General features: G+C 60.8%; 17 protein-coding genes. 10 read left to right on the forward strand and 7 right to left on the reverse strand.

Translation table 11 applies throughout. The features are described 5' to 3' along the window. Positions 1-33 precede the first annotated feature (33 nt). Positions 34-1,962 (reverse strand): transglycosylase SLT domain-containing protein, encoded by a 1,929-nt coding sequence (locus ACO77H_RS07790; RefSeq protein WP_169954291.1) that lies wholly within the window; start codon positions 1,960-1,962, stop codon positions 34-36. A gap of 212 nt (positions 1,963-2,174) precedes the next feature. Between ACO77H_RS07790 and ACO77H_RS07795 the strand changes: the two genes are divergently transcribed. After that, positions 2,175-4,091, forward strand: a complete 1,917-nt coding sequence (locus ACO77H_RS07795; RefSeq protein WP_432755230.1) for an ATP-binding cassette domain-containing protein — start codon at positions 2,175-2,177, stop codon at positions 4,089-4,091. A gap of 178 nt (positions 4,092-4,269) precedes the next feature. On the opposite strand, the gene ACO77H_RS07800 is transcribed toward ACO77H_RS07795, so the two are convergent. Further along, positions 4,270-4,707, reverse strand: a complete 438-nt coding sequence (locus ACO77H_RS07800; RefSeq protein WP_169954187.1) for a universal stress protein — start codon at positions 4,705-4,707, stop codon at positions 4,270-4,272. Between the two features lie 105 nt (positions 4,708-4,812). On the opposite strand from ACO77H_RS07800, the gene ACO77H_RS07805 reads away from it, so the two are divergent. The 7 genes from ACO77H_RS07805 to ACO77H_RS07835 all read left to right on the forward strand — a co-directional run bounded on the left by ACO77H_RS07805 (position 4,813) and on the right by ACO77H_RS07835 (position 13,285). Continuing rightward, entirely contained in the window at positions 4,813-5,250 is a 438-nt protein-coding gene (locus tag ACO77H_RS07805) for a hypothetical protein (RefSeq protein ID WP_169954186.1), read from the forward strand. Positions 5,251-5,782: 532 nt separating this feature from the next. Beyond that, positions 5,783-7,930, forward strand: coding sequence for a fatty acid oxidation complex subunit alpha FadB (gene fadB, locus ACO77H_RS07810; RefSeq protein WP_029300084.1), 2,148 nt, complete (start codon positions 5,783-5,785; stop codon positions 7,928-7,930). Positions 7,931-7,959: 29 nt separating this feature from the next. Next, on the forward strand, positions 7,960-9,135 hold the full coding sequence (gene fadA, locus ACO77H_RS07815; RefSeq protein ID WP_005786153.1) for an acetyl-CoA C-acyltransferase FadA: 1,176 nt from the start codon (positions 7,960-7,962) through the stop codon (positions 9,133-9,135). 94 nt (positions 9,136-9,229) lie between these two features. Next, positions 9,230-9,466, forward strand: coding sequence for a DUF1653 domain-containing protein (locus ACO77H_RS07820; protein ID WP_170057751.1), 237 nt, complete (start codon positions 9,230-9,232; stop codon positions 9,464-9,466). A gap of 114 nt (positions 9,467-9,580) precedes the next feature. Further along, positions 9,581-12,202 carry a type I DNA topoisomerase gene (gene topA, locus ACO77H_RS07825; RefSeq protein WP_169954184.1) on the forward strand — a complete coding sequence of 874 codons (2,622 nt, stop codon included), beginning with the start codon at positions 9,581-9,583 and terminating at the stop codon, positions 12,200-12,202. Between the two features lie 129 nt (positions 12,203-12,331). After that, positions 12,332-12,853 carry a DUF6586 family protein gene (locus ACO77H_RS07830; protein ID WP_076961269.1) on the forward strand — a complete coding sequence of 174 codons (522 nt, stop codon included), beginning with the start codon at positions 12,332-12,334 and terminating at the stop codon, positions 12,851-12,853. A 198-nt stretch (positions 12,854-13,051) separates the two neighbouring features. Beyond that, entirely contained in the window at positions 13,052-13,285 is a 234-nt protein-coding gene (locus ACO77H_RS07835; protein ID WP_026136850.1) for a hypothetical protein, read from the forward strand. Positions 13,286-13,434: 149 nt separating this feature from the next. Here ACO77H_RS07835 and sulA read toward each other — a convergent pair whose 3' ends face one another. Further along, positions 13,435-13,914 carry an SOS-induced cell division inhibitor SulA gene (gene sulA / locus ACO77H_RS07840; protein WP_169954183.1) on the reverse strand — a complete coding sequence of 160 codons (480 nt, stop codon included), beginning with the start codon at positions 13,912-13,914 and terminating at the stop codon, positions 13,435-13,437. 10 nt (positions 13,915-13,924) lie between these two features. Beyond that, positions 13,925-14,533: a transcriptional repressor LexA gene (lexA, locus tag ACO77H_RS07845; RefSeq protein WP_029300096.1), complete on the reverse strand. Its 609-nt coding sequence runs from the start codon at positions 14,531-14,533 to the stop codon at positions 13,925-13,927. Between the two features lie 263 nt (positions 14,534-14,796). Here lexA and ACO77H_RS07850 point away from each other — a divergent pair, with 263 nt between their 5' ends. After that, positions 14,797-15,504: a TetR/AcrR family transcriptional regulator gene (locus ACO77H_RS07850; RefSeq protein ID WP_169954182.1), complete on the forward strand. Its 708-nt coding sequence runs from the start codon at positions 14,797-14,799 to the stop codon at positions 15,502-15,504. A gap of 140 nt (positions 15,505-15,644) precedes the next feature. Further along, positions 15,645-16,655 carry a beta-N-acetylhexosaminidase gene (nagZ, locus tag ACO77H_RS07855; RefSeq protein ID WP_170043339.1) on the forward strand — a complete coding sequence of 337 codons (1,011 nt, stop codon included), beginning with the start codon at positions 15,645-15,647 and terminating at the stop codon, positions 16,653-16,655. A gap of 125 nt (positions 16,656-16,780) precedes the next feature. On the opposite strand, the gene ACO77H_RS07860 is transcribed toward nagZ, so the two are convergent. Genes ACO77H_RS07860 through mfd form a run of 3 tightly spaced genes read right to left on the reverse strand, consistent with a single transcriptional unit; the run spans position 16,781 to position 23,513 of the window. Beyond that, a complete protein-coding gene (locus tag ACO77H_RS07860) occupies positions 16,781-19,474 on the reverse strand; it encodes a DEAD/DEAH box helicase (protein ID WP_172313162.1) in 2,694 nt (897 codons plus the stop codon). A 9-nt stretch (positions 19,475-19,483) separates the two neighbouring features. Beyond that, on the reverse strand, positions 19,484-20,053 hold the full coding sequence (locus tag ACO77H_RS07865) for a CsiV family protein (protein WP_170043341.1): 570 nt from the start codon (positions 20,051-20,053) through the stop codon (positions 19,484-19,486). A gap of 10 nt (positions 20,054-20,063) precedes the next feature. Beyond that, positions 20,064-23,513: a transcription-repair coupling factor gene (mfd, locus tag ACO77H_RS07870; protein ID WP_432755231.1), complete on the reverse strand. Its 3,450-nt coding sequence runs from the start codon at positions 23,511-23,513 to the stop codon at positions 20,064-20,066. Positions 23,514-23,554 lie beyond the last annotated feature (41 nt).

Here is a 23,554-nt window from a genome sequence, read left to right on the forward strand (position 1 = left end):
GCGTCCGTGAGATCGCCATCGCCAGGTCGGCTCCTACAGGTCATCGAAATAACGTTCGTGCCAGTCCACCAGCGGTTGTGGTGAATTGAGCTTTTGCCCGTAGATCACCGAATAAGACAGCACGTTTTGCACATACTGGCGGGTTTCGTCGAAGGGGATGCTTTCCACCCACACGTCGAAACTCAGGTGGTCCGCGCCACGCAGCCATTGGCGTACGCGCCCAGGGCCGGCGTTGTAGGCGGCGGAGGCGAGCACGCGGTTGCCGTTGAACTGGCTGTGGACCTGGCTCAGGTAGGCGGCGCCGAGCTGGATATTTTTGTCCGGGTCCAGCACCTGCTGCGGTGACGCCAGCGGGATGCTGAACTTGCGTGCGGTTTCCTTGGCGGTGGCGGGCATCAATTGCATCAGGCCGCTGGCGCCCACGCCGGAACGGGCGTCATCCATAAACGCGCTTTCCTGGCGGGTGATAGCAAACACCCAGCTCGAATGCAGGCCACGGACCTTGGCTTCACGCACCAGGGTGTCGCGGTGGGCCATGGGGAAGCGGATGTCCAGGTCGTCCCAGTACTTGGCTTGGCTGATAGTGCGGATCGCCGGGAAGTACCACTTCATGTCATAGGCGAGCTTGGCCTGGGCGACCATTTCGTCACGGTTGAAGTGACGGCTGACGTGATACCACTCGCGGCGGCCGTCGACGATCTGGCCGCGGGCATAAAACTCCAGGGCGCGGCGTACACCCGGGGTATTGCGCACCTTGTTGACCAGGGCCTGGCTCATCACCAGCGGCTGGTTATTCAGTTGATACGGAGCCTGGGAGCGGTCTGCGGCAAGGAAGCCATAAAAATCCCGCTCCTTTGCCAGGCCTTTGTACAGGACCAGCGCTTGCGGGTTCTTCGGCTCGGCCAGCTCCAGGGCACGGGCCTGCCAATAGCGCCAGCGGTTGGTGGTGGCCAGGTCCTGGGGCAGCTTGCGGGTCAACTGATAGGCATCTTCCCAGCGGGCCAGGCGCAGCAGCAGGCGCAGGCGCCATTCGGAGACGGTATTGTCACGCAGCTCCGGGTCGTATTTGGTCATCACGTCCAGGGCGCGCGGGTCGTAGCGGCGCGCCAGGGTCAGGCCGATTTCCCGGGCGATAGAGACTTTTTCGTCGCGCGAGAAGTGCATGCTGCTGGCATACCCATCCAGCAGGGCCATGGCTTGTTCCGGGTCCTGGCGCGCCAGGCGGCGCAGGCCCAGGCCGACGGCGTCGGACATGGCTTCAGTGGCGGGCAGGAAGCGCGATGGGTCGCTGAGCATGGTGGGCTTTTGCGCCACATCCACCATCAGGCGGCCCTGGGCACCCAGGGTGGGCAGGGTTTTCACCAGGCTGTTGGCCAGGGGATAGTTGCGGGCCTCGGCGGCCAGCTTCGCGCGGTCCCAGATTTTCTGTTCGGTCAACTGCCCAGCGGCGGCCCACTGGCCAAACGTGGCATCACAGGCGGCCGGTTGGGATTTGCCAGTCATCCACAGGGCTTCGGCAGTCTTGTAGCCTTCGGCCTTGAGGTTGTGGCTCAACTGGTACTGGCCATGCAGGCAGTCCAGTTCGGTGAAATTGAGCTTGGCGTCGTAGTACTTTTCAAAGGTCTGCCAATCACCACGCTCGGCCAGCCAGCGCAACCAGCGCAGCTTCATCCAGTTGGCCTGGGGCAGGTCGCCATGCTTGGCCAGGAACTGTTCGATTTCCTGGTTGTTCGCGGACTTCAGGCGAGCGGTCAGTTCGTCGTAGGCCAGGTACGGCGTCAGCGGATAATCGGCCAGGGCCTGGCTGTATTGCATGTAGGGACCGGTATCGCCTTTGGCCAGGGCGCGCTTGGCTTGGTCGTAATATTGGCGTTGGGTGGTCAGGTCCACTGCCTGGGCGGTCTGGACGGCGGTGGAGGAAAGAAGCAGGCAAGATAAAAAGCTGAAAAGGCGACTGCGCATGAGACGTCCGTGCAAAGAAATCAGGACTAGTGCCGGCGCCGCCGACACTGATTGCCCCTAGCTTAGCCTTTTGCCCGCAGCCGGTGAAAGCTTTGCAGGCCGCTTCGCTGAAGTTCTCAAGAAATGTCCTACAGAACGTGTCGGGCACGAAAATGCCGGCCGCTTCACCCCCCAACTCAGGTAGAATGCGCGCCCAGTTTTTGGAGAAGCGTATGACCCTGCTCAAATTCAGCGATGTGTCCCTTGCTTTCGGCGCTATGCCGTTGTTGGACAAGGTGTCCTGGCAGATCGCCCGTGGTGAGCGGGTGTGCATCATCGGCCGCAACGGCACCGGCAAGTCCAGCATGATGAAGCTGGTAAAAGGCGACCAGAAGCCCGATGACGGCTCCGTGTGGCGCGCCCCGGGCCTGAAGATCGGCGAATTGCCGCAAGAATTGCCGGTGGCCGACGAACGGACCGTGTTCGACGTGGTTGCCGAAGGCCTCGACGGCGTGGGCGCATTGCTTGCCCAATACCATCACCTGGCCCAGAACTGCGTCACCGATGCCGACCTGGATAAACTGATGCACGTCCAGCAAGACCTAGAAGCCCGTGATGGCTGGCGCTTGCAGCAATTGGTCGACAGCACCTTGAGCCGCCTGCAACTGCCGGCCGACAAGACCCTCGCCGAATTGTCCGGCGGCTGGCGTCGCCGCGTCCTGCTGGCCCAGGCCCTGGTTTCCGAACCGGACCTGCTGCTGCTCGACGAACCGACCAACCACCTGGATATCGGCGCGATTGCCTGGCTTGAAGAAGCCCTCAAGGACTTCCAGGGCGCCGTGTTGTTCATCACGCACGACCGTTCCTTCCTGCAGAACCTCGCCACGCGCATCCTCGAACTGGATCGCGGCGGCCTGATCGACTGGAACGGCGACTACGCCAGCTTCCTCGTGCACAAAGAGGCCGCGCTGTCCGCCGAAGAAACCGCCAACGCGCTGTTCGACAAGAAACTGGCCCAGGAAGAAGTCTGGATCCGCCAGGGCATCAAGGCCCGTCGCACCCGTAACGAAGGCCGCGTACGGGCCCTGAAAGCCTTGCGTGTGGAGCGTAGCGAGCGTCGCGAACGCACTGGCAAGGCCAATATCCAGCTCGAAACCGCCGACAAGTCGGGCAAGCAGGTCATGGTCCTGGAGAACGTCAGCTTCCATCACCCGGATGGCCCGTTCCTGATCAAGGACTTCTCCATGGTCCTGCAGCGCGGCGACCGCATCGGCCTGCTGGGCGCCAACGGTACCGGCAAGACCACCTTGCTCAAGCTGATGCTCAGTGGCCTGCAACCGACCAGCGGTACCGTGGAAGAGGGCACGCGCATCGACGTGGCCTACTTCGACCAACTGCGCCACCAGTTGGACCTGGAAAAGACCGTGATCGACAACGTCGCTGAAGGCCGCGACTTTATCGACATCGACGGCCAGAGCCGCCACGTGTTGAGCTACCTGGGGGACTTCCTGTTCAGCCCGCAACGTGCGCGTACGCCGGTCAAGGCGTTGTCTGGCGGTGAGCGTGCGCGTCTGCTGCTGGCCAAGCTGTTCAGCAAGCCGGCCAACCTGCTGGTGCTCGACGAACCGACCAACGACCTCGACGTGGAAACGCTGGAGTTGCTGGAAGAGGTCCTGCTGACGTTCAACGGCACCGTGCTGATGGTCAGCCACGACCGGGCATTCCTCGACAACGTGGTCACCAGCACCCTGGTCTTCGAGGGTGAAGGCAAGGTGCGCGAATACGTCGGTGGTTACCAGGACTGGCTGCGCCAGGGCGGCTCGCCGCGCCTGCTGGGTGTGACCGAGAGCAAGTCCGGCAAGGCCGACTTGAACTCTGCGGTGGTTGCACCGTCGGCTGCTGCACCGGTTCAAGAAGCCGCGCCGGCCGCCAAGAAGAAGCTCAGCTACAAGCTGCAGCGTGAGCTCGAAGCCCTGCCGGGTGAGATCGAGGCCAAGGAAAAGCAGATCGCTGGCGTGGAGGCCGACATGGCTGACGCGGGTTTCTACCTGCGTCCTGCGGCAGAAACGGCCAAGGTCATCGAGTCCCTTGAGAAGCTGAACCAGGAGTTGGAAGTATTGGTTGAGCGTTGGGCCGAGCTGGATGCCTGAATGATTTGGCGGCAATAAAAAACCGGCGCTCTTACGAGCACCGGTTTTTTTATATGAAATGCACTTCAATAGGTAGGAGCTGGCTTGCCTGCGATAGCGGTTTGCCAGCCACCAGATGTATCAACTGACAGACTGCTATCGCAGGCAAGCCAGCTCCTACATTTGATTTGCAGTGTTCTTACGAGCTTTTTACCAGCTTCACTGCCAGTACGTCGCAAGGCGCGCCGTGCAGTACATCGTTGGCAGTGGAGCCCAGCAGCAACGCCAAGCCGTGACGACCATGGCTGCCGACCACGATCAGGTCGCAGCTCTGTTCCTTGGCCAGGTGGTGGATTTCCTGGCGCGGCTGGCCATAGGTCAGGTGGCTTTGGTCTTTTTTCAGCGCGGGATACTTGTCAATCAGTCGGTCCAGGCGTTCCTTGGCCTGGTCGAACTGCTGCTGTTGCAGTTGCGAAAGATCCATCGGCACGTCGCCGCCAAAGGCCATGGCCATGGGTTCGACGATATGCACCAGGGACAGCTTCACGGTATCGCCGGCAATGGCCACGGCGCGCTTGATCACCGGATCGCACTCTTCGGTCAGGTCCACGGCGACCAGAATATGTTCGTAAGTCATGAGGCGTTCCTCCAGGGGACTGCAATAAGTTCAGTATGGCTGCTTTCAAGCGGATGGGGTTGAGTCAGGTCAAATCCGCTCATCTAGAAATTCGGGAGTACACATATGACGGTCTGGATAGTGGTGTCAATCCTTCTAGTGGTCTTGAGCCCCCTGGCATGGTTGCGACCGTCGCGCCACCAGAGCGGGCGCATGGCCCTGCGCATGGAGGCGCGCCGCATCGGCCTGGCGATGCAATTGTCGCCCCAGGAGTGGCCGCACTGGCTCAAGCAAGAGCCGCCCAGCCCCTGTGCGCAGTACTGTCGGCCACGGCGCGGCAGCAAGCCCGCACTCTGGGTTTACTGGCAGCAGGAGCCCGGGGTGTGGGTCAACCAATGGCAGGAAACCTGCGTGGACGAGAAGTTGTTGCCGCATTTTGCAACGCTGCCGGCCAATGTCTACAAAGTGGAGGCGGACAAGCAAATGATCGCCGTGTATTGGGGTGAGAAGGGCGAGTCCAGCGACTTGCAGGCCATCAGTGCGTTACTCAAGGCCTTGGCCTGACACACCCGTAGGAACCGGCTTGCCGGCGATAGGGCCGTTGAGCACGCCATCGCCGGCAATAAAACGTAGGCAATAAAAAGCCCGACATCGTCATCGGGCTGGAACTGGCCAGGCAGGCCGGTAAATCTGTAAATCGTCACGCCGCGCATTCGCACAGGCGTTCTCACATGCGGCTAGCCTAGCCGGATATCCGCCGCTGTACAGGCCGTTGCTGGCTCTTTCGCATTATTGATCGGGTGAATGCCTGCGCATTGATTAGCCTTGGCGGTTATGAAATGACTGAAAAGTCGCGTTTTTACGGTGCTTTCGGGCGATTGACAATTGCCTGGAATTGGCTGAAGGTGGCGTACCCAAATCAAACGGGCGTATGAATTGAGTGTTTGTCTGTCAGGCATCTCATACATAATCCCGACTATCGCATTGGCGGGTGTGCCTGGCGCGTTGGTATGAGCATTGACGAAGTGATCAATGCCCGACCAGGGGCCAGCGTCCGATGTGTACTGTTCAGCTTCCATATCGTGGAGATCAGTTGATGATTTACGAAGGTAAAGCCATCACGGTTAAGGCTCTTGAAAGTGGCATCGTCGAATTGAAATTCGACCTCAAGGGTGAGTCCGTCAACAAGTTCAACCGTCTAACCCTGAACGAACTGCGTCAGGCCGTAGACACCATCAAGGCTGATGCATCGATCAAGGGTGTGATCGTCTCCAGCGGCAAAGACGTGTTCATCGTCGGCGCTGACATCACCGAATTCGTCGACAACTTCAAGCTGCCCGATGCCGAGCTTGTGGCTGGCAACCTCGAAGCCAACAAGATTTTCAGCGATTTCGAAGACCTCAACGTGCCGACCGTTGCCGCGATCAATGGCATCGCTCTGGGCGGCGGTCTGGAAATGTGCCTGGCCGCGGACTTTCGCGTCATGGCCTCCAGCGCGAAAATCGGCCTGCCGGAAGTCAAGCTGGGCATCTACCCGGGCTTCGGCGGTACCGTACGCCTGCCGCGTATCATCGGTGCCGACAACGCCATCGAGTGGATTGCCGCCGGCAAGGAAAACCGTGCTGAAGACGCGCTGAAAGTCGGCGCCGTGGATGCCGTGGTTGCTCCGGACAAACTCGCAGAAGCTGCACTGAACCTGATCAAGGGCGCCATCAGCGGCGAATTTGACTACAAGGCCAAGCGTCAGCCGAAGCTGGAAAAACTCAAGCTCAACGCCATCGAACAAATGATGTCGTTCGAAACCGCCAAGGGTTTCGTCGCCGGTCAAGCGGGCCCTAACTACCCGGCCCCGGTCGAAGCGATCAAGACCATCCAGAAAGCCGCGAACTTCGGTCGCGACAAGGCCCTGGAAATCGAAGCCGCCGGCTTCGTCAAACTGGCCAAGACTTCTGCTGCGCAGAGCCTGATCGGCCTGTTCCTGAACGATCAGGAGCTGAAGAAAAAGGCCAAGGCCTACGACGAAATTGCCAAAGACGTGAAACAGGCTGCCGTCCTCGGCGCCGGGATCATGGGTGGCGGTATTGCCTATCAGTCGGCGTCCAAAGGCACACCGATCCTGATGAAAGACATCAACGAGCACGGTATCGAGCAAGGTCTGGCGGAAGCCGCCAAGCTGCTGGTAGGCCGCGTTGATAAAGGTCGCATGACCGCTGCGAAGATGGCTGAAGTGCTTAACGGCATTCGTCCTACGCTTTCCTACGGTGATTTCGGCCACGTCGACCTGGTGGTCGAAGCGGTTGTCGAGAACCCGAAGGTCAAGCAGGCGGTCCTGGCTGAAGTTGAGGCCCAGGTCAAAGAAGACACGATCCTGGCTTCCAACACCTCGACCATTTCCATCACCTTGCTGGCCAAGGCCCTCAAGCGTCCGGAAAACTTCGTCGGCATGCACTTCTTCAACCCGGTGCACATGATGCCGCTGGTAGAAGTGATCCGTGGCGAGAAGTCCAGCGAGCTGGCAGTTGCCACCACCGTTGCCTACGCCAAGAAAATGGGCAAGAACCCGATCGTGGTCAACGACTGCCCGGGCTTTTTGGTCAACCGCGTGCTGTTCCCGTACTTCGGTGGTTTCGCCAAGCTGGTCAGTGCTGGCGTGGACTTTGTGCGTATCGACAAGGTCATGGAAAAATTCGGCTGGCCAATGGGCCCGGCGTACCTGATGGACGTGGTCGGTATCGACACCGGCCACCACGGTCGCGACGTCATGGCTGAAGGCTTCCCGGACCGCATGAAAGACGACCGTCGCTCGGCTGTCGATGCGCTGTACGAAGCCAAGCGCCTGGGCCAGAAGAATGGCAAGGGTTTCTATGCCTACGAGACCGACAAGAAAGGCAAGCAGAAGAAAGTTGCCGATCCATCGGTTCACGAAGTGCTGGCGCCAATCGTCTACGAGCAGCGTGAGGTGTCCGACGAGGACATCATCAACTGGATGATGATCGCCCTGTGCCTGGAAACCGTGCGTTGCCTGGAAGATGGCATCGTCGAAACCGCTGCCGAAGCCGATATGGGCCTGGTGTACGGTATTGGCTTCCCTCCATTCCGTGGTGGTGCGCTGCGTTACATCGACTCGATCGGTGTGGCCGAGTTCGTTGCCCTGGCTGATCAGTACGCTGATCTGGGCCCGCTGTACCACCCGACCGCGAAGCTGCGCGAGATGGCCAAGAATGGCCAGAGCTTCTTCGGTTAAGTGCCCAGACGACTAGAGCGAGAATATTTATGAGCTTGAATCCAAGAGACGTCGTGATTGTCGACTTCGGTCGTACTCCGATGGGCCGCTCCAAGGGCGGCATGCACCGCAACACCCGCGCCGAAGACATGTCGGCGCACCTGATCAGCAAGCTGCTGGAACGCAACGTCAAGGTCGACCCGAACGAAGTCGAGGACGTGATCTGGGGCTGCGTCAACCAGACCCTGGAGCAGGGCTGGAACATCGCGCGCATGGCCTCCTTGATGACCCAGATCCCGCACACCGCTGCCGGCCAGACCGTCAGCCGCCTGTGTGGTTCGTCCATGAGCGCACTGCACACCGCCGCCCAGGCGATCATGACCGGCAACGGTGATGTGTTTGTGGTCGGTGGCGTGGAGCACATGGGCCACGTCAGCATGATGCACGGCGTCGATCCTAACCCGCACATGTCGCTGTACGCGGCGAAAGCCTCGGGCATGATGGGCCTGACCGCAGAAATGCTCGGCAAGATGCATGGCATCACCCGTGAAGCCCAGGACGCCTTCGGCCTGCGCTCCCACCAGTTGGCCCACAAGGCGACTGTGGAAGGCAAGTTCAAGGATGAGATCATCCCGATGAACGGCTATGACGAGAACGGTTTCCTGAAACTGTTCGACTACGACGAAACCATTCGTCCGGACACCACCCTGGAAAGCCTGGCGGCCTTGAAGCCGGCATTCAACCCAAAGGGCGGCACCGTGACTGCCGGTACTTCGTCGCAGATCACCGATGGTGCTTCGTGCATGATCGTGATGTCGGCCCAGCGCGCCCAGGACCTGGGGATCCAGCCTCTGGCAGTGATCCGTTCCATGGCTGTGGCGGGTGTGGACCCGGCGATCATGGGCTATGGTCCAGTACCGGCCACACAAAAAGCCTTGAAGCGCGCAGGTCTGAGTATCTCCGACATCGACTTCTTCGAGCTCAACGAAGCTTTCGCCGCACAGGCCCTGCCAGTGCTGAAAGATTTGAAAGTACTCGACAAGATGAACGAGAAGGTTAACCTGCACGGCGGTGCAATCGCCCTGGGCCACCCATTTGGTTGCTCCGGTGCGCGTATCTCCGGCACCTTGCTTAACGTGATGAAGCAAAATGGCGGCAACCTTGGGGTTGCAACCATGTGCATTGGTCTCGGCCAAGGCATTTCTACCGTCTTCGAACGCGTCTAAGCGTTGGGTTGACGGAAGCCGGGGCCCAGTGCCCCGGCTTTTGTTTTTTGGAATTTTTAATTTTTTTTTATAAATTTTGTAAGAGGGCCACAGCATGAAAGTCGAACCAGGGCTCTACCAGCATTATAAAGGTCCCAGGTACCGCGTTTTTAATGTGGCGCGGCACTCCGAGACCGAAGAAGAAGTGGTGTTCTACCAAGCACTGTATGGCGATTACGGCTTTTGGGTGCGCCCCTTGAGCATGTTCCTGGAGACCGTCGAAGTTGACGGCAAGCAGGTCCCGCGCTTTGCTTTGGTGCAGGTCGAACCCAGTCTTTTTTCAGGGCAATAACGGCAGGTTGCGCAGAATGCTGTGCTTGACCTCACTGTGTTGCCACTATATATAGCGTTGCCGCGTCAGGCGCCAACCGCCTTTCTCTTCTCGAATTCAGGAATTTTCCGATCCATGGGCAAATCGCTGGTCATTGTGGAATCCCCGGCTAAGGCCAAGACCATCAACAAGTACTTGGGTAACGAGTACGTGGTGAAGTCGAGTATCGGCCATATCCGAGACCTGCCCACCAGCGGTTCGGCTAGCGCCAGCAAGGAGCCTGCTGCCAAGCGCGGCAAGGCGGCTGCGGGCGAAGGTCCGGTGCTCTCGCCCAAGGAAAAAGCGCGCAAGCAACTGGTCTCGCGCATGGGTGTGGACCCGGATCATGGCTGGAAGGCCAAGTACGAAATCCTTCCGGGCAAGGAAAAGGTGATCGAGGAGCTGCGCCGGCTCGCCAAGGATGCTGACACCATCTATCTCGCGACGGACTTGGACCGCGAAGGGGAAGCCATTGCCTGGCACCTGCGCGAAGCCATCGGTGGGGACGACAGCCGCTATAAACGCGTGGTGTTCAACGAAATCACCAAGAAGGCGATCCAGGAAGCCTTCTCCAAGCCGGGCGAACTGGACATCGACCGCGTCAATGCCCAGCAGGCTCGGCGCTTCCTCGATCGCGTGGTCGGCTACATGGTCTCGCCGCTGTTGTGGGCGAAGATCGCCCGTGGCCTGTCCGCTGGTCGCGTGCAATCGGTAGCGGTCAAGCTGGTGGTGGAGCGTGAGCGCGAGATTCGTGCGTTCAACCCTGAAGAGTACTGGGAAGTCCACGCGGACCTCGGCACCGCCAAGGGCAATAACGTGCGCTTTGAAGTGGCCCGCGAGAAAGGCGAGGCCTTCAAGCCGCTCAACGAAGCCCAGGCCATGGCCGCGCTGGAGAAGCTCAAGGCTTCCAGCTACAGCATCGTCAAGCGTGAAGACAAGCCCACCAGCAGCAAGCCGTCGGCGCCGTTCATCACCTCCACCCTGCAACAGGCCGCGAGCAACCGCCTGGGCTTTGGCGTGAAGAAGACGATGATGATGGCCCAGCGTCTGTACGAAGCGGGCTACATCACTTACATGCGTACCGACTCCACCAACCTGTCGGTGGACGCGGTGGCGATGGCGCGTACTTATATTGAAAGCGAATTCGGCAAGAAGTACCTGCCGGAGAAGCCAAACGTCTATAGCAGCAAGGAAGGCGCACAAGAGGCCCACGAAGCGATTCGTCCCTCCGATGCCAATACCGAGCCAAGCAAGCTGAGCGGCATGGAGCGCGACGCTGAGCGCCTCTACGAGTTGATCTGGCGCCAATTCCTGGCTTGCCAGATGCTGCCGGCGCAATACCTGTCCACGACCGTCACAGTGGGTGCCGGGGACTTCGAGCTGCGCGCCAAGGGTCGTATCCTCAAGTTCGACGGCTATACCCGCGTGATGCCGCAAATTGCCAAGCCGGGCGATGACGACGTCCTGCCAGACATGGCCCAGGGCGATGCGCTGAAGCTGATCAAGCTCGACCCGAGCCAGCACTTCACCAAGCCGCCACCCCGTTATTCGGAAGCCAGCCTGGTCAAGGAAATGGAAAAACGCGGTATTGGTCGTCCTTCGACCTACGCGGCGATCATCTCCACCATCCAGGACCGCGGCTACGTGGCCCTGCATAACCGTCGTTTCTATTCGGAAAAGATGGGCGATATCGTTACCGAGCGTTTGTCCGAGAGTTTCTCCAACCTGATGGACTACGGCTTTACCGCCGGCATGGAAGAGAACCTCGATGACGTGGCCCAGGGCGAGCGCGATTGGAAAAACGTCCTCGACGAGTTCTATGGTGACTTCAAGAAAAAACTCGAAGTAGCCGAGAGCCCGGAAAACGGCATGCGCGCCAACCAGCCGGTGATGACGGATATTCCGTGCACCACCTGCGGCCGGCCGATGCAGATCCGTACCGCGTCTACCGGTGTGTTCCTGGGTTGCTCGGGCTATAGCCTGCCGCCCAAAGAGCGCTGCAAGGCCACCGTCAACCTGGTGCCGGGTGATGAAATCGCCGCCGACGACGAGGGTGAATCCGAGTCGCTGGTTTTGCGTGGCAAGCACCGTTGCCCGATCTGCAGCACGGCCATGGATGCCTACCTGCTGGACGAGAAGCACAAGCTGCACATCTGCGGTAACAACCCCGATTGCAACGGCTACGAGATCGAAGAAGGCACCTATCGCATCAAGGGCTATGAAGGCCCGAGCTTGGAGTGCGACAAGTGCGGCAGCGAGATGCAGCTCAAGACCGGTCGCTTCGGCAAGTTCTTCGGTTGCACCAATCCGACCTGCAAGAACACCCGCAAGCTGCTGAAAAGCGGTGACGCGGCGCCGCCGAAGATGGACCCGGTGAAGATGCCCGAGCTCAAGTGCGAGAAGGTCAACGACACCTACATCCTGCGTGATGGCGCTTCGGGCCTGTTCCTGGCCGCCAGCCAGTTCCCGAAAAACCGCGAGACCCGTGCACCACTGGTGATGGAGATCGTGCCGCATAAGGACGAGATCGATCCCAAGTACCACTTCCTGTGCGAAGCGCCGAAGAAGGATCCCGACGGTCGTCCGGCCGTGATCCGCTACAGCCGCAAGACCAAGGAGCAGTACGTGCAGACTGAAGTGGACGGCAAGCCTACGGGCTGGAAGGCGTTCTACGACGGTGGCAAGTGGAAGGTCGAGGACAAGCGCCAGGGCGCTTGATCCCGCTCCTGCATTGAAATAAAGGCCGCCTTCACAGGCGGCCTTTTGTTTTGCGCTTGCAGTGGGCTTGTCTCATCCGTGACACTGTTCAGCCAGCATCACGTTTATGTCGTTGTGGAGACTGCCGTCATGGCCAACGAACTCTATACCCGTACCAACCAGAAAATTTACTTCGCGGGTTTGTCCCTGGAAGCCCTTGGTCGTGCCGAGGAAGGGAAGGAGATGAATGCTATTGCGCTGGTCCAGGCGGGGCGAGAGTCGGCCTTGTTCCATCTATATGGGGCTTTGCTGGGGTTGTGTCATGAAATTGCAGGTTTCTACCGCCTGCCCCAGGCGAATGCGCCTCGGGCCGAGGATATCCTGACCCGTGAGGTGCTCGAGTCTATGGCCATCCCCGAGTTGGCCGAGCTGGTGGAAATGGCCCGCAGCCCTGACAGTTGGCTGGCTCGCTTGTTGGCTGCCCATTCGGCGCTGTTCCAGCCGCCGCGTGTGCCGCACAAGCCCAAGGGCGATGTGACCCAGCCGTTGATCGTTGCGGTCAGCCTGGAAGAAGAAGGGCCGGAGCCGCTGAGCCGGGCTGAGTTGGAGAGCTGGCGCCAGGAACTGAAGAAGCTGGCGATCCGCTTTCGGGATGGCTTGAACGAGTGCTGAGCGGCAAGACAATGTAGGCGCCGGCTTGCCGGCGATAACAATTGATCAAGCAATGCCAAGTTGACTGCCAGAGCGCTATCGCTGGCAAGCCAACGCCTACAGACCATTCATCAAGCCGTAAAGAAAGCTGTTCAGATCCTGAGCGAGGCCGCGTTGATGACTGATATAATGCCGGCCTTTCGTGGAGAACAGACTTTTATGCCAACGTCCTTTCTGGAAATTGTTGAATTGCCCGACGGCCGAATTGAGCTGCGCAGGGCTGAGGACGAGGGTTCTCTGGTGACTTTGGACTTTTCCGAGGACGCCAAGGCGTTCCTGCAAGGCCAGCATGTGGAAGTGGCAAAAGCCATGTTGAGCGTGGGTGTGCAGATGGCGGGGCGCCTGGCTGAAGGTGAGCCAGAGAAAGACGACGGTCCACGGGTTCTTCACTGAGTCCGTTTGTCGTTTTTAAGATTCAAATGTTCAATCGGCTTCTCAATTCTGTAGAAGCCTTGCGTCCATCGCAGGCACTGACCTGACGTCAGGCTGCAATCGGACGACCTGTACCACTCCCGATAACGCGTTGCGCGTCAGTCTCGGGCTTATCCCAATCGAATATTCAAGCTTTGTGCATCGCCCGTGCGCGCTGCGCTGATCAACTGCTGCTTGGCCGAAGCACCCAGCGGGTTCAGCCAGCTGACAACAGTGTGGCTACGCCCCAGGCGCAACGCTTCGCAGGTCAGTTGCTGGGCGCTCTGGGTGCCGCGCGGTTGCAGCAGCAGGATACGCTCGCGGTTCAGGCCCGCATCCCGCAGCCAAGCCTGGGTCAGGCTGGACGGCGGGGCGATCAGGGTCAGCCAGCGGGCGTCCTGTTCCTCACTCAGGTCACGCAGGATTGGCGCCAGCAAGCTCAGGCAGTTCCCGGCAGCGCCACGCAACGACAATTCACTGAATACCTCCGGTTCGGCGGGGGCGGTCCATGGGGACTCCACCGTCTCGCTGAGGATAGGTGCAAGCGGCTGGGCCAAAAAGGCCTCAAACAGTGGCAGTTGTGTATGTTGTTGCGCATGTGGGAACTGCATGATGCCTCCGTTAGCGGCGAATAACGCCGACACTCAAGCCTTCGATCACCAGGTCCTGATCCTTCAGGTTGACTTCAATCGGCGAAAACTCGGGGTTTTCTGCCAGCAGCCAGACTTTGCTGCCTTCGCGCTTGAAGCGCTTGACCGTCACTTCATCGCCGATGCGGGCCACGACGATCTGGCCGTTGCGCGCTTCGCGGGTGGTGTGTACGGCCAGCAGGTCGCCGTCGAAGATACCCACGTCCTTCATGCTCATGCCATGGACCCGCAACAGGTAATCGGCGCGAGGATGGAAGAAGGTCGGGTTGATATTGCAGGACTCTTCGACGTGCTGTTGTGCAAGAATCGGCGCACCGGCAGCGACCCGGCCGATGATCGGCAGCGTCGATTCGTCAGCCTTGGCTTCGAAACCAGGGATACGAATGCCACGGGATGCGCCCGGGGTCATTTCGATCGCACCCTTGCGGGCAAGGGCTTTCAGGTGTTCTTCGGCAGCATTGGGGGATTTAAACCCCAGCTCCAGGGCGATTTCTGCCCGGGTCGGCGGATAACCGTTGTCGTCGAGGCAGCGCTTGATAAAAGCGAGAATCTCAGCTTGGCGTGGCGTCAGTTTTAGCATGTTGATCGCTCTGTCTTTTTATACAGTGACTGGGATTATATACAGTGAACTGCGCTTGGCAATCATCGTTTTTGCCGACTCCGCCGGACGGTCATCCGTCGGTCCTTGCAAAGCCCGGAGATAGCGCGGCCTACAGGCCGTTGAAGATGTGATTAAATAGGTGCGAATCGGGTGACTGCCCGGCCGGAAAACGGACCTGCAGGCTTGACATTGCACAAGGTGAAACGTATGTTTCAAACAAGTGTTTGTCAGGCGGAGTAGCCATGGCCCAGTCGGAAACCGTTGAACGCATTCTCGATGCTGCCGAGCAGTTGTTCGCGGAAAAAGGATTTGCTGAAACCTCATTGCGCCTGATCACGAGCAAAGCCGGGGTCAACCTGGCGGCAGTGAACTATCATTTCGGCTCGAAAAAAGCCCTGATCCAGGCCGTCTTCTCACGTTTTCTGGGGCCGTTCTGCATCAGCCTCGACCGTGAGTTGGAGCGGCGCCAAGCCAAGCCCGACAATAAGCCGAGCCTGGAAGACCTGCTGGAAATCCTCGTCGAACAAGCCCTGGTGGTGCAGCCACGCAGCGGCAATGACCTGTCGATCTTCATGCGCCTGCTGGGCCTGGCCTTCAGCCAGAGCCAGGGCCACTTGCGCCGTTACCTCGAAGACATGTACGGCAAGGTCTTCCGTCGCTATATGTTGCTGGTCAACGAGGCGGCGCCACGTATTCCGCCTATCGAATTGTTCTGGCGCGTGCACTTCATGCTCGGCGCAGCGGCGTTCAGCATGTCCGGGATCAAGGCCTTGCGCGCTATCGCCGAGACCGATTTTGGAGTCAACACCTCCATCGAGCAGGTCATGCGCCTGATGGTGCCGTTCCTGGCCGCTGGCATGCGCGCTGAAAGCGGTGTTACCGACCCGGCAATGGCGGCCGCCCAACTGCGCCCGCGCAGCAAGTCCGTACCGGTGGCGGCCAAGGTTTAGCCACTGGCGTCTGGGCGCAACCGCTTGCATCCGCTAAGCTAGCCGCCCATGCCGATTTCAACTAGTTACCCGCACCCCATCGCCTTGCCCGGCTCGACCTGGCGAAGCGGCGGGGTGCGCGCGTCATTCAAGGAAAATTTATGACTGCTGCCCTGCAAGGCTCTTTGATGGTGGACGTCGCCGGCACCTGGCTGACAGCTGAAGATCGCCACTTGTTGCGCCAGCCTGAAGTGGGCGGCCTGATCATTTTTGCGCGCAATATCGAGCATCCGCGCCAGGTGCGGGAATTGAGCGCCGCCATTCGTGCGGTGCGCCCGGACCTGCTGCTGGCCGTCGACCAGGAAGGCGGTCGGGTCCAGCGCCTGCGCCAGGGGTTTGTACGCCTGCCGGCCATGCGTGCGCTGGCGGACAATCCGAACGCCGAATACCTGGCCGAGCAGTGTGGCTGGGTCATGGCCACGGAAGTACTGGCGGTTGGCCTGGACCTGAGCTTCGCCCCCGTGCTGGACCTCGACTACCAGCGCAGCGCCGTCGTAGGCACGCGTTCGTTCGAAGGTGATCCCGAACGTGCAGCGCTGCTGGCCGGTGCCTTTATCCGGGGTATGAACAGCGCCGGCATGGCCGCCACCGGCAAGCACTTCCCAGGGCATGGCTGGGCCGAGGCAGATTCCCACGTCGCCATTCCCAATGATGAACGTAGCCTGGAACAGATTCGCACCCACGACCTGGTGCCCTTTGCGCGCCTGAGCAAGCAATTGGCCGCGGTCATGCCGGCCCACGTGATCTACCCGCAGGTCGATAACCAACCGGCCGGCTTCTCGCGCCGTTGGCTGCAAGACATCCTGCGCGGCGAGTTGCAGTTCGACGGGGTGATTTTCAGTGATGACCTGTCCATGGCCGGTGCCCATGTGGTGGGGGATGCGGCAAGTCGGATCGAGGCTGCGTTGAGTGCTGGCTGCGACATGGGCCTGGTGTGCAATGACCGTGCGGCCGCCGAGCTGGCCCTGAGTGCCGCCCAGCGCATGAAGGTCACGCCGTCGGCGCGCATTGCCCGTATGCGTGGGCAGGCGATTGCGTCGACTGACTACAAGCAGGACCCACGTTGGTTGGCGGCGCTCGGCGCGCTTCGGGATGCGCAGTTGATCGAATGAGATTGAGCTGCGCCCATCGCAGGCAAGCCCGCTCCCACATTTGATTTGTGGCGGTACCAAAAATCTCTGCCCCAGTGAGCCCCCCCCCTGTGGGAGCGGGCTTGCCCGCGATAGCTATCTAACTATCAACGCTTCTCTAGCTTTTGGGGCAATGGCGCGAACAGCGCCTCGATATCTTCGTTGCCCAACTTCCAGTCGCCCGTGGTACGACCATCCAGCACACCCGCCGCCAGGTCTGACTTTTCTTGCTGCAACGCCTGGATCTTCTCTTCCACGGTGCCCCGGGCAATCATCTTGTAGACGAATACCGGCTTCTCCTGGCCGATGCGATACGCACGGTCAGTCGCCTGGTTTTCCGTGGCTGGGTTCCACCAGGGGTCGTAGTGGATCACGGTATCGGCTTCGGTCAGGTTAAGCCCCACGCCGCCAGCCTTGAGGCTGATCAGGAAGATCTGCAGCCTGCCACTCTGGAAGTCCTTGACCGGCGTGCGCCGGTCGCGGGTCTGGCCGGTCAGCAAGGCATAGGCGACCCCGCGTTTTTTTAGTTCGATCTCAATCAGGCTGAGCATTGAGGTGAACTGCGAGAACAGCAAAATCCTGCGCCCTTCGGCAAACAGTTCGTCGAGCATCTCCATCAGGCTGTCGAGCTTGCCCGAGCTGCTGCCGCGCGCGGGCGGGGTGGCGTCGTTCACCAGGCGCAGGTCGCAGCAGACCTGGCGCAGCTTGAGCAGCGCTTCCAGAATGATGATCTGGCTACGAGCCACGCCCTTGCGGGTGATCTCGTCGCGCACCTTCTTGTCCATGGCCAGGCGCATGGTTTCGTACACATCACGCTGGGCTTCGTTGAGATCGACCCAGTGGATGATCTCAGTCTTGGGCGGCAATTCAGTGGCCACCTGTTCTTTGGTACGGCGTAGCAGGAACGGCTTGATCCGACCGTTGAGGTGTTGCAATCGCACGTCGCTGCCGCGTTTTTCGATGGGCACGCGGTAATCACGGTTGAAGCTTTTTACATCGCCCAACCAACCCGGCAGCAGGAAGTGGAACAGCGACCACAGTTCGCCCAGGTGGTTTTCCAAGGGCGTGCCGCTCAGGCACAGGCGCTGGCGTGCATTCAGCTCGCGGGCGGCCTGGGCGGCCTTGCTGGTGGGGTTCTTGATGTATTGGGCTTCGTCGAGGATTAGCACATGCAGCGGCTGCGCGGCCAGTTGCTCGATGTCTTTGGGCAACAGGGCGTAGGTGGTCAGCAGCAGGTCGTAATCCTGTAACTGGGCGAAGTGTTTCTTGCGCCCGGCACCGTACAGCGCCAATACCTTGAGCTGCGGGGTGAAGTGCGCGGCCTCGTCGAGCCAGTTGGGGATCAGGCTGGTGGGCATCACCACCATGCACGGCCGGTCCAGGCGCCCGGCGATTTTTTCGCTGAGAATATGTGCCAGGGTCTGCAGGGTTTTGCCCAGGCCCATGTCGTCCGCGAGAATCCCGCCCACTTCCAGTTGGCGCAGGGACTGCATCCAGCTCAGGCCTTCGAGCTGATAGGGGCGTAACGTGGCGTTCAGGCCTTCGGGGGCGATGCAGGTGAAGTCCTTGATGTCGCGCAGGCGCTGGGCAAAGCTGCGGATCTGCTCGCCGCCTTCCCATTGCAGGGGCAGGTCTTCCAGCGGGTTGAGCCGAGTGGCGTCGGCCTTGGCCAGGCGCAAGGTAGTTGTGCCGGGCTCTTGCAGGTAGAACTCGCCGAGGGTCGCCAGCACCGGTTTGAGCCGGCCATAGGGCAGGGCGACTTGCAGTGGGCCGTGGCCACCGTTGGGTAGGCCGGGGATGTTCACCAGGATCAGTTCGTCGTCGCGACGGCGCGCGAGTTTTTCCGGGTTGAGGATTTCGGTGTGGGAGCGCATCAGGTTCAACAGGATCGGCAACAGGCTCAGCCGTTCGCCATTGACGATGATCCCCAGCTCCAGGTCGAACCAGTCGCGCTCCGGCACTTCATCGACGCTGGCGTACCAGTCATCGACCGGGCTCAGGTCAAAGCCGAAATCCTCATCGATCTGCAATTCCCAGCCTTCAGCGCGCAGGCTCGGCGAGGCGTTGAGGGTGAAGTTCAGCCAGGCGCTGTCATTGACCATCTCAAACAACTCGCCGGCGCTTTCCGGCAGGGCCTTGCTCTGGCGGGTGGCGATCTTGAAGCCAAGCAGGCGCAGGTGTTCGCGAAAGCCTTGTTCCACCTCGGGGTGACGCTTGATCCGCAGGCTCTGGGTTTCCTGGCGCACGATGATATCGGCGTTTTTCTGGCCGCTGACGTAATTGCCCAGGTAATTGAACGACAGCGCCGCTCGGTGCTGGATATAGCGCTGCATCTTGCCGTTGCGCGGCTCAAAGGCGCTGAACTCGATGCTGGCCAGCCACAGCCGTGGAATCGGCTGCACGTCCTCAAGCACCACTTGCGGCAGGACCACGCGGTTATCCAGCACGGCCTGCAGCTTCTCCAGCAGTTCGGCATCCTTGGCCGCTGCCGGGTAGGCCAGGGTTTCCTGGACCTGCAGCAGCACTGCCGCGATGTGTTTGCAATTGGTGTGCACGGGGCAGGTGCAGCGGCTGTCCACCAGGATCAAGGTGCCTTTGGCCGACTCGCGCAGAGAGATGGTCTGGCGATACACATTGCCGCCCGAGCCTTCGCAACTGGCGATGATGGTGCTGTCGCCCGACTCGACAATCCGCACGCGGTTTTCCAGGGCGTAGCGCCGGCCGCGCTCCAGGCTTTGTTCCTTGAAGCGGTTGGCCCAGGAGGGGGCCAGGGGCTTGGTCAGCGAGGGCGTCAGGGGCATGGCGCTGGATCAGTCCGCGAGGCCGGGCGGCGGTGCGCTCGGTGGCTTGGCGGTGAGGGAGGTGATCTTGATCAGCAAGGCCAGGTGGCCGCCGTCCAGGTAGTTGAGTTGGTTGTTCTTGGTGCGCACGTCTGGCTGGCTCAGGTGTTCGCTGGCAATCACGCTGCCGTTGTTGTCGAACTGATTGAGCCACAGGCTTGCGTCAATACGGGTAAAGCGCCCCAGTTGCAGGTCCAGGGTGCCCTGGATGGGGTACTGGCCGAACTGTTCCTGGCCGTCGGTGATTTTCACCTTCACCGGCTGCTCGCCCAGGTTCTGTTCCCAGGCCTTGTGCAGCAGTACGGTGTAGTCGCCGTTGGCCTTTAGTTTCTCGACGATGTTGTTCAGGCGCGGCGGGCTGATTTTCTCGATCCCTTGGCGTGGCGCCCCGGCGGCCCAGTCTTCCGGGGCTGGCCGGCTGTTGATCACCGGCTCCGCATTTTGGCGGATCAGGATCATTTCCACCTGGTAGAGGCTGTCGGCAAACGCCGAAGGTGCAACTACCACCAACAACAGGCTCAGGATACGAAGCAGGCGCATGGGGCGTCCTTCAAGCAGATTTCGGGATGAGGCGCTCAAACAGCGCCTCCAATGTATTAAAGCGCTCTTCTGCACGTTCCATCGGCACCATGAACTTGAACAGCGTGGCGCCTTCGAATTTGTAGCGGTTGGGCTGGCCCTGGATCAACTTGATCAGTACCAGCGGGTCTACCGGCGTCTGCGCTTCGAACTCGATACGCCCGCCCTGCGGCCCGGCGTCGACCTTCTTGATTCCCAGTTGCTCGGCCTGCAGTTTGAGCAGGGTCAGGCGCACCAGGTTCTTGGTCGGTTCCGGCAACAGGCCGAAGCGGTCGATCATCTCCACTTGCAGGTCCTTGAGGCCTTCTTCGTCGGTGGCCGAGGCGATGCGCTTGTACAGGATCAGCCGTGCATGCACATCCGGCAGGTAGTCCTCGGGAATCAACGCCGGCAGGCGCAGGTTGATTTCCGGGCCGCCGCCCAGGGGTTGATCGAGGTTCGGTTGCTCGCCTTTGCGGATGGCCTTTACCGCCCGCTCGAGCATCTCCATATAGAGGGTAAAGCCCACGGCCTGGATCTGCCCGCTCTGGCCGTCGCCCAGCAGTTCGCCGGCGCCACGGATTTCCAGGTCGTTGGTGGCCAGCACAAAGCCTGCGCCCAGGTCCTGGGTGTTGGCGATGGCCTCCAGGCGCTTTTCGGCGTCGCCAGTGATTTGCTGGCGCGGTGGCGTCAGCAGGTAGGCATAGGCCTGGTGGTGACTGCGGCCGACCCGGCCACGCAACTGGTGCAGCTGCGCCAGGCCGAACTTGTCGGCGCGCTCGATGATGATGGTGTTGGCGCTCGGCACGTCGATGCCGGTCTCGATGATGGTCGAGGCGATCAGCACGTTGAAGCGCTTGTGGTAGAAGTCGCTCATCACCTGTTCGAGTTCGCGCTCGCGCATCTGCCCGTGGCCGATGCCGATCCGTGCTTCCGGCACCAGTTCGGCGAGGTCGGCGGCGCATTTCTCGATGGTTTTCACATCGTTGTGCAGGTAGTAGACCTGGCCGCCGCGCAGCAACTCGCGCAGCAGGGCTTCCTTGATCGTGCTGTTGTTCTGCTCCATGACGAAGGTGCGCACCGACAGGCGTCGCGCCGGCGGCGTGGCGATGATCGACAGGTCGCGCATGCCCGACACCGCCATGTTCAACGTGCGCGGGATTGGCGTGGCGGTCAGGGTCAGGATATCGACCTCGCTGCGCAGGGCCTTGAGTTGCTCCTTCTGGCGTACGCCAAAGCGGTGCTCTTCGTCGATGATCACCAGGCCCAGGTTCTTGATCTTCACATCGTCCGACAGCAGCTTGTGCGTGCCAATCACGATATCGATCTTGCCTTCGGCCAGGTCGGCGACGGCGGCGTTGACTTCCTTGGCCGACTTGAAGCGGCTCATCACCTCCACGGTCACCGGCCAATCAGCGAAGCGGTCGCGAAAGCTGTTGTAGTGCTGCTGGGCGAGCAGGGTGGTCGGCACCAGGATTGCCACCTGGCGGCCGCCATGCACCGCGATGAACGCGGCGCGCATCGCCACCTCGGTCTTGCCAAAGCCCACGTCACCGCAGACCAGGCGGTCCATGGGCTTGGGTGCAAGCATATCGGCGCGCACCGCATCGATGGTGGTTTGCTGGTCCGGGGTTTCTTCGAAGGCGAAGCCTGCGCTGAACGTGGCGTAGTCGGCCTTCGGGTCGGCGAACGCATAACCTTCGCGGGCCGCACGGCGGGCATAGATGTCCAGCAGTTCGGCGGCCACGTCGCGCACTTGCTCGGCGGCCTTGCGCTTGGCCTTCTGCCAGGTCTCGGAGCCCAGGCGGTGCAACGGCGCGAGGGCGTCGTCGCTGCCGGTGTAGCGCGCGATCAGGTGCAGGTTGGCCACCGGCACATAGAGCTTGGCGCCCTCGGCGTATTCCATGGTGAGGAATTCGGCGGCCTGGTTGTCGATCTCCAGGGTCTGCAGGCCCAGGTAGCGCCCCACGCCGTGGTCGATGTGCACCACCGGCGCGCCTTCGCGCAGTTCGGTGAGGTTCTTGATCACCGCGTCGTTGTTGGCGTCGGCGCGTTTTTCCCGGCGCCGGCGCTGCATCACGCGTTGGCCGAACAGCGGGCTCTCGGCAATCAGCGCCAGGGCCGGATCATCCAGTTGCAGGCCTTCGTTCAGCGGCGCAATGGTGATCGCCAGGCGATCCTTGCCGGCGACAAAGTCTGGCCAGCTGTCGACGGTTTTTGGTCGCAGTTTCAGGCGTTCCAGCAACTCCAGCAGCACTTCGCGGCGCCCGGCGGATTCGGCGGTAAACAGCACACGACCGGGGAAGTCACCGAGAAAGTCGGACAACGCTTGCAGCGGCTGGCTGGCCTTGGCCTCGATGGCCAGGTTGGGCAGGGTTTGGGCGGGGAAGCGTTCGCGACCGACGCCGGCTTCCACATCCTGCTGGCTGGCGACCACGCGCGGCCAGTTTTTCAGGCGGGCGAAGCAGTCCTCTACCGGCAGGAACAGCTCGGCAGGCGGCAATAAAGGCCGGGAGGGGTCGACGCGGCGTTCTTCATAACGGTTGCGCACGTCGTTCCAGAAGTTTTCCGCCGCCTGCTCGATGCCCGGCAGCGAGAACACCTGGGTGTCCTGGGGCAGATAATCGAACAGGGTCGAGGTTTCGTCGAAGAACAGCGGCAGGTAGTACTCGATACCGGCGGGCGTAATCCCGCTGCTCAAGTCCTGGAAGATCGGGCAACGACGGAAGTCCACGTCAAAGCGTTCGCGAAAGCGCGCCTTGAAGCGCGTGACCGCGTCTTTTTGCAGGGGGAACTCCCTGGCCGGCAGCAGTTTGATCGACTGTACTTTGTCGATGGAACGCTGGTTTTCCGGGTCGAAGGTGCGCAGGGTCTCGATTTCGTCATCGAACAGGTCGATGCGGTAGGGCAGTTTGCTGCCCATCGGGAACAAGTCGATCAGTGCCCCGCGCACGGCGAACTCGCCATGTTCGTACACCGTATCGACGCAGCGGTAGCCACTGGCTTCCAGGCGCGTGCGCATTTGCTCCACGTCGAGTTTCTGGCCGATATCCAGCACCAGGCTGCTGCCCAGCAGGAACTTGGTCGGCGCCAGGCGGTGCAGCGCCGTAGTGATCGGCACCACCAGTACACCGTGGGCCAGTTCCGGCAAGCGGTACAGGCTGGCGATGCGCTGGGAGATGATGTCCTGGTGCGGCGAGAACAAGTCGTAGGGCAGGGTTTCCCAGTCCGGGAAGTGCAGTACCGGCAAATCGGGGGCGAAGAAGCTCAGCTCCTGCTCCAGCCGCTCGGCACTTTGGCTGTCGGCGGTCAGGAGCAGGGTAAAGCGCTTGGCTGCACTGGCAGCCTCGGCAATGGCCAGGCTCAGGGCGGCACCGGGCAGATTGCCCCAATGCTGTTTACCTGCCTGGGCAGGGAGTAGCGGTAGACGCAGGACGGGCACGGAAGGTTGAGCTCCAGCGTTGCGACAAAGTCGGTAATTGT

Source organism: Pseudomonas sp. WMBT8 (genome assembly GCF_050916005.1).
Classification (GTDB): domain Bacteria; phylum Pseudomonadota; class Gammaproteobacteria; order Pseudomonadales; family Pseudomonadaceae; genus Aquipseudomonas.

Excerpts from the sequence above, each read along its gene's own strand:
- ACO77H_RS07790 (WP_169954291.1), bottom strand. The coding sequence starts at position 1,962 with ATGCGCAGTCGCCTTTTCAGCTTTTTATCTTGCCTGCTTCTTTCCTCC.
- ACO77H_RS07795 (WP_432755230.1), top strand. The coding sequence starts at position 2,175 with ATGACCCTGCTCAAATTCAGCGATGTGTCCCTTGCTTTCGGCGCTATG.
- ACO77H_RS07800 (WP_169954187.1), bottom strand. The coding sequence starts at position 4,707 with ATGACTTACGAACATATTCTGGTCGCCGTGGACCTGACCGAAGAGTGC.
- ACO77H_RS07805 (WP_169954186.1), top strand. The coding sequence starts at position 4,813 with ATGACGGTCTGGATAGTGGTGTCAATCCTTCTAGTGGTCTTGAGCCCC.
- fadB (WP_029300084.1), top strand. The coding sequence starts at position 5,783 with ATGATTTACGAAGGTAAAGCCATCACGGTTAAGGCTCTTGAAAGTGGC.
- fadA (WP_005786153.1), top strand. The coding sequence starts at position 7,960 with ATGAGCTTGAATCCAAGAGACGTCGTGATTGTCGACTTCGGTCGTACT.
- ACO77H_RS07820 (WP_170057751.1), top strand. The coding sequence starts at position 9,230 with ATGAAAGTCGAACCAGGGCTCTACCAGCATTATAAAGGTCCCAGGTAC.
- topA (WP_169954184.1), top strand. The coding sequence starts at position 9,581 with ATGGGCAAATCGCTGGTCATTGTGGAATCCCCGGCTAAGGCCAAGACC.
- ACO77H_RS07830 (WP_076961269.1), top strand. The coding sequence starts at position 12,332 with ATGGCCAACGAACTCTATACCCGTACCAACCAGAAAATTTACTTCGCG.
- ACO77H_RS07835 (WP_026136850.1), top strand. The coding sequence starts at position 13,052 with ATGCCAACGTCCTTTCTGGAAATTGTTGAATTGCCCGACGGCCGAATT.
- sulA (WP_169954183.1), bottom strand. The coding sequence starts at position 13,914 with ATGCAGTTCCCACATGCGCAACAACATACACAACTGCCACTGTTTGAG.
- lexA (WP_029300096.1), bottom strand. The coding sequence starts at position 14,533 with ATGCTAAAACTGACGCCACGCCAAGCTGAGATTCTCGCTTTTATCAAG.
- ACO77H_RS07850 (WP_169954182.1), top strand. The coding sequence starts at position 14,797 with ATGGCCCAGTCGGAAACCGTTGAACGCATTCTCGATGCTGCCGAGCAG.
- nagZ (WP_170043339.1), top strand. The coding sequence starts at position 15,645 with ATGACTGCTGCCCTGCAAGGCTCTTTGATGGTGGACGTCGCCGGCACC.
- ACO77H_RS07860 (WP_172313162.1), bottom strand. The coding sequence starts at position 19,474 with ATGCCCCTGACGCCCTCGCTGACCAAGCCCCTGGCCCCCTCCTGGGCC.
- ACO77H_RS07865 (WP_170043341.1), bottom strand. The coding sequence starts at position 20,053 with ATGCGCCTGCTTCGTATCCTGAGCCTGTTGTTGGTGGTAGTTGCACCT.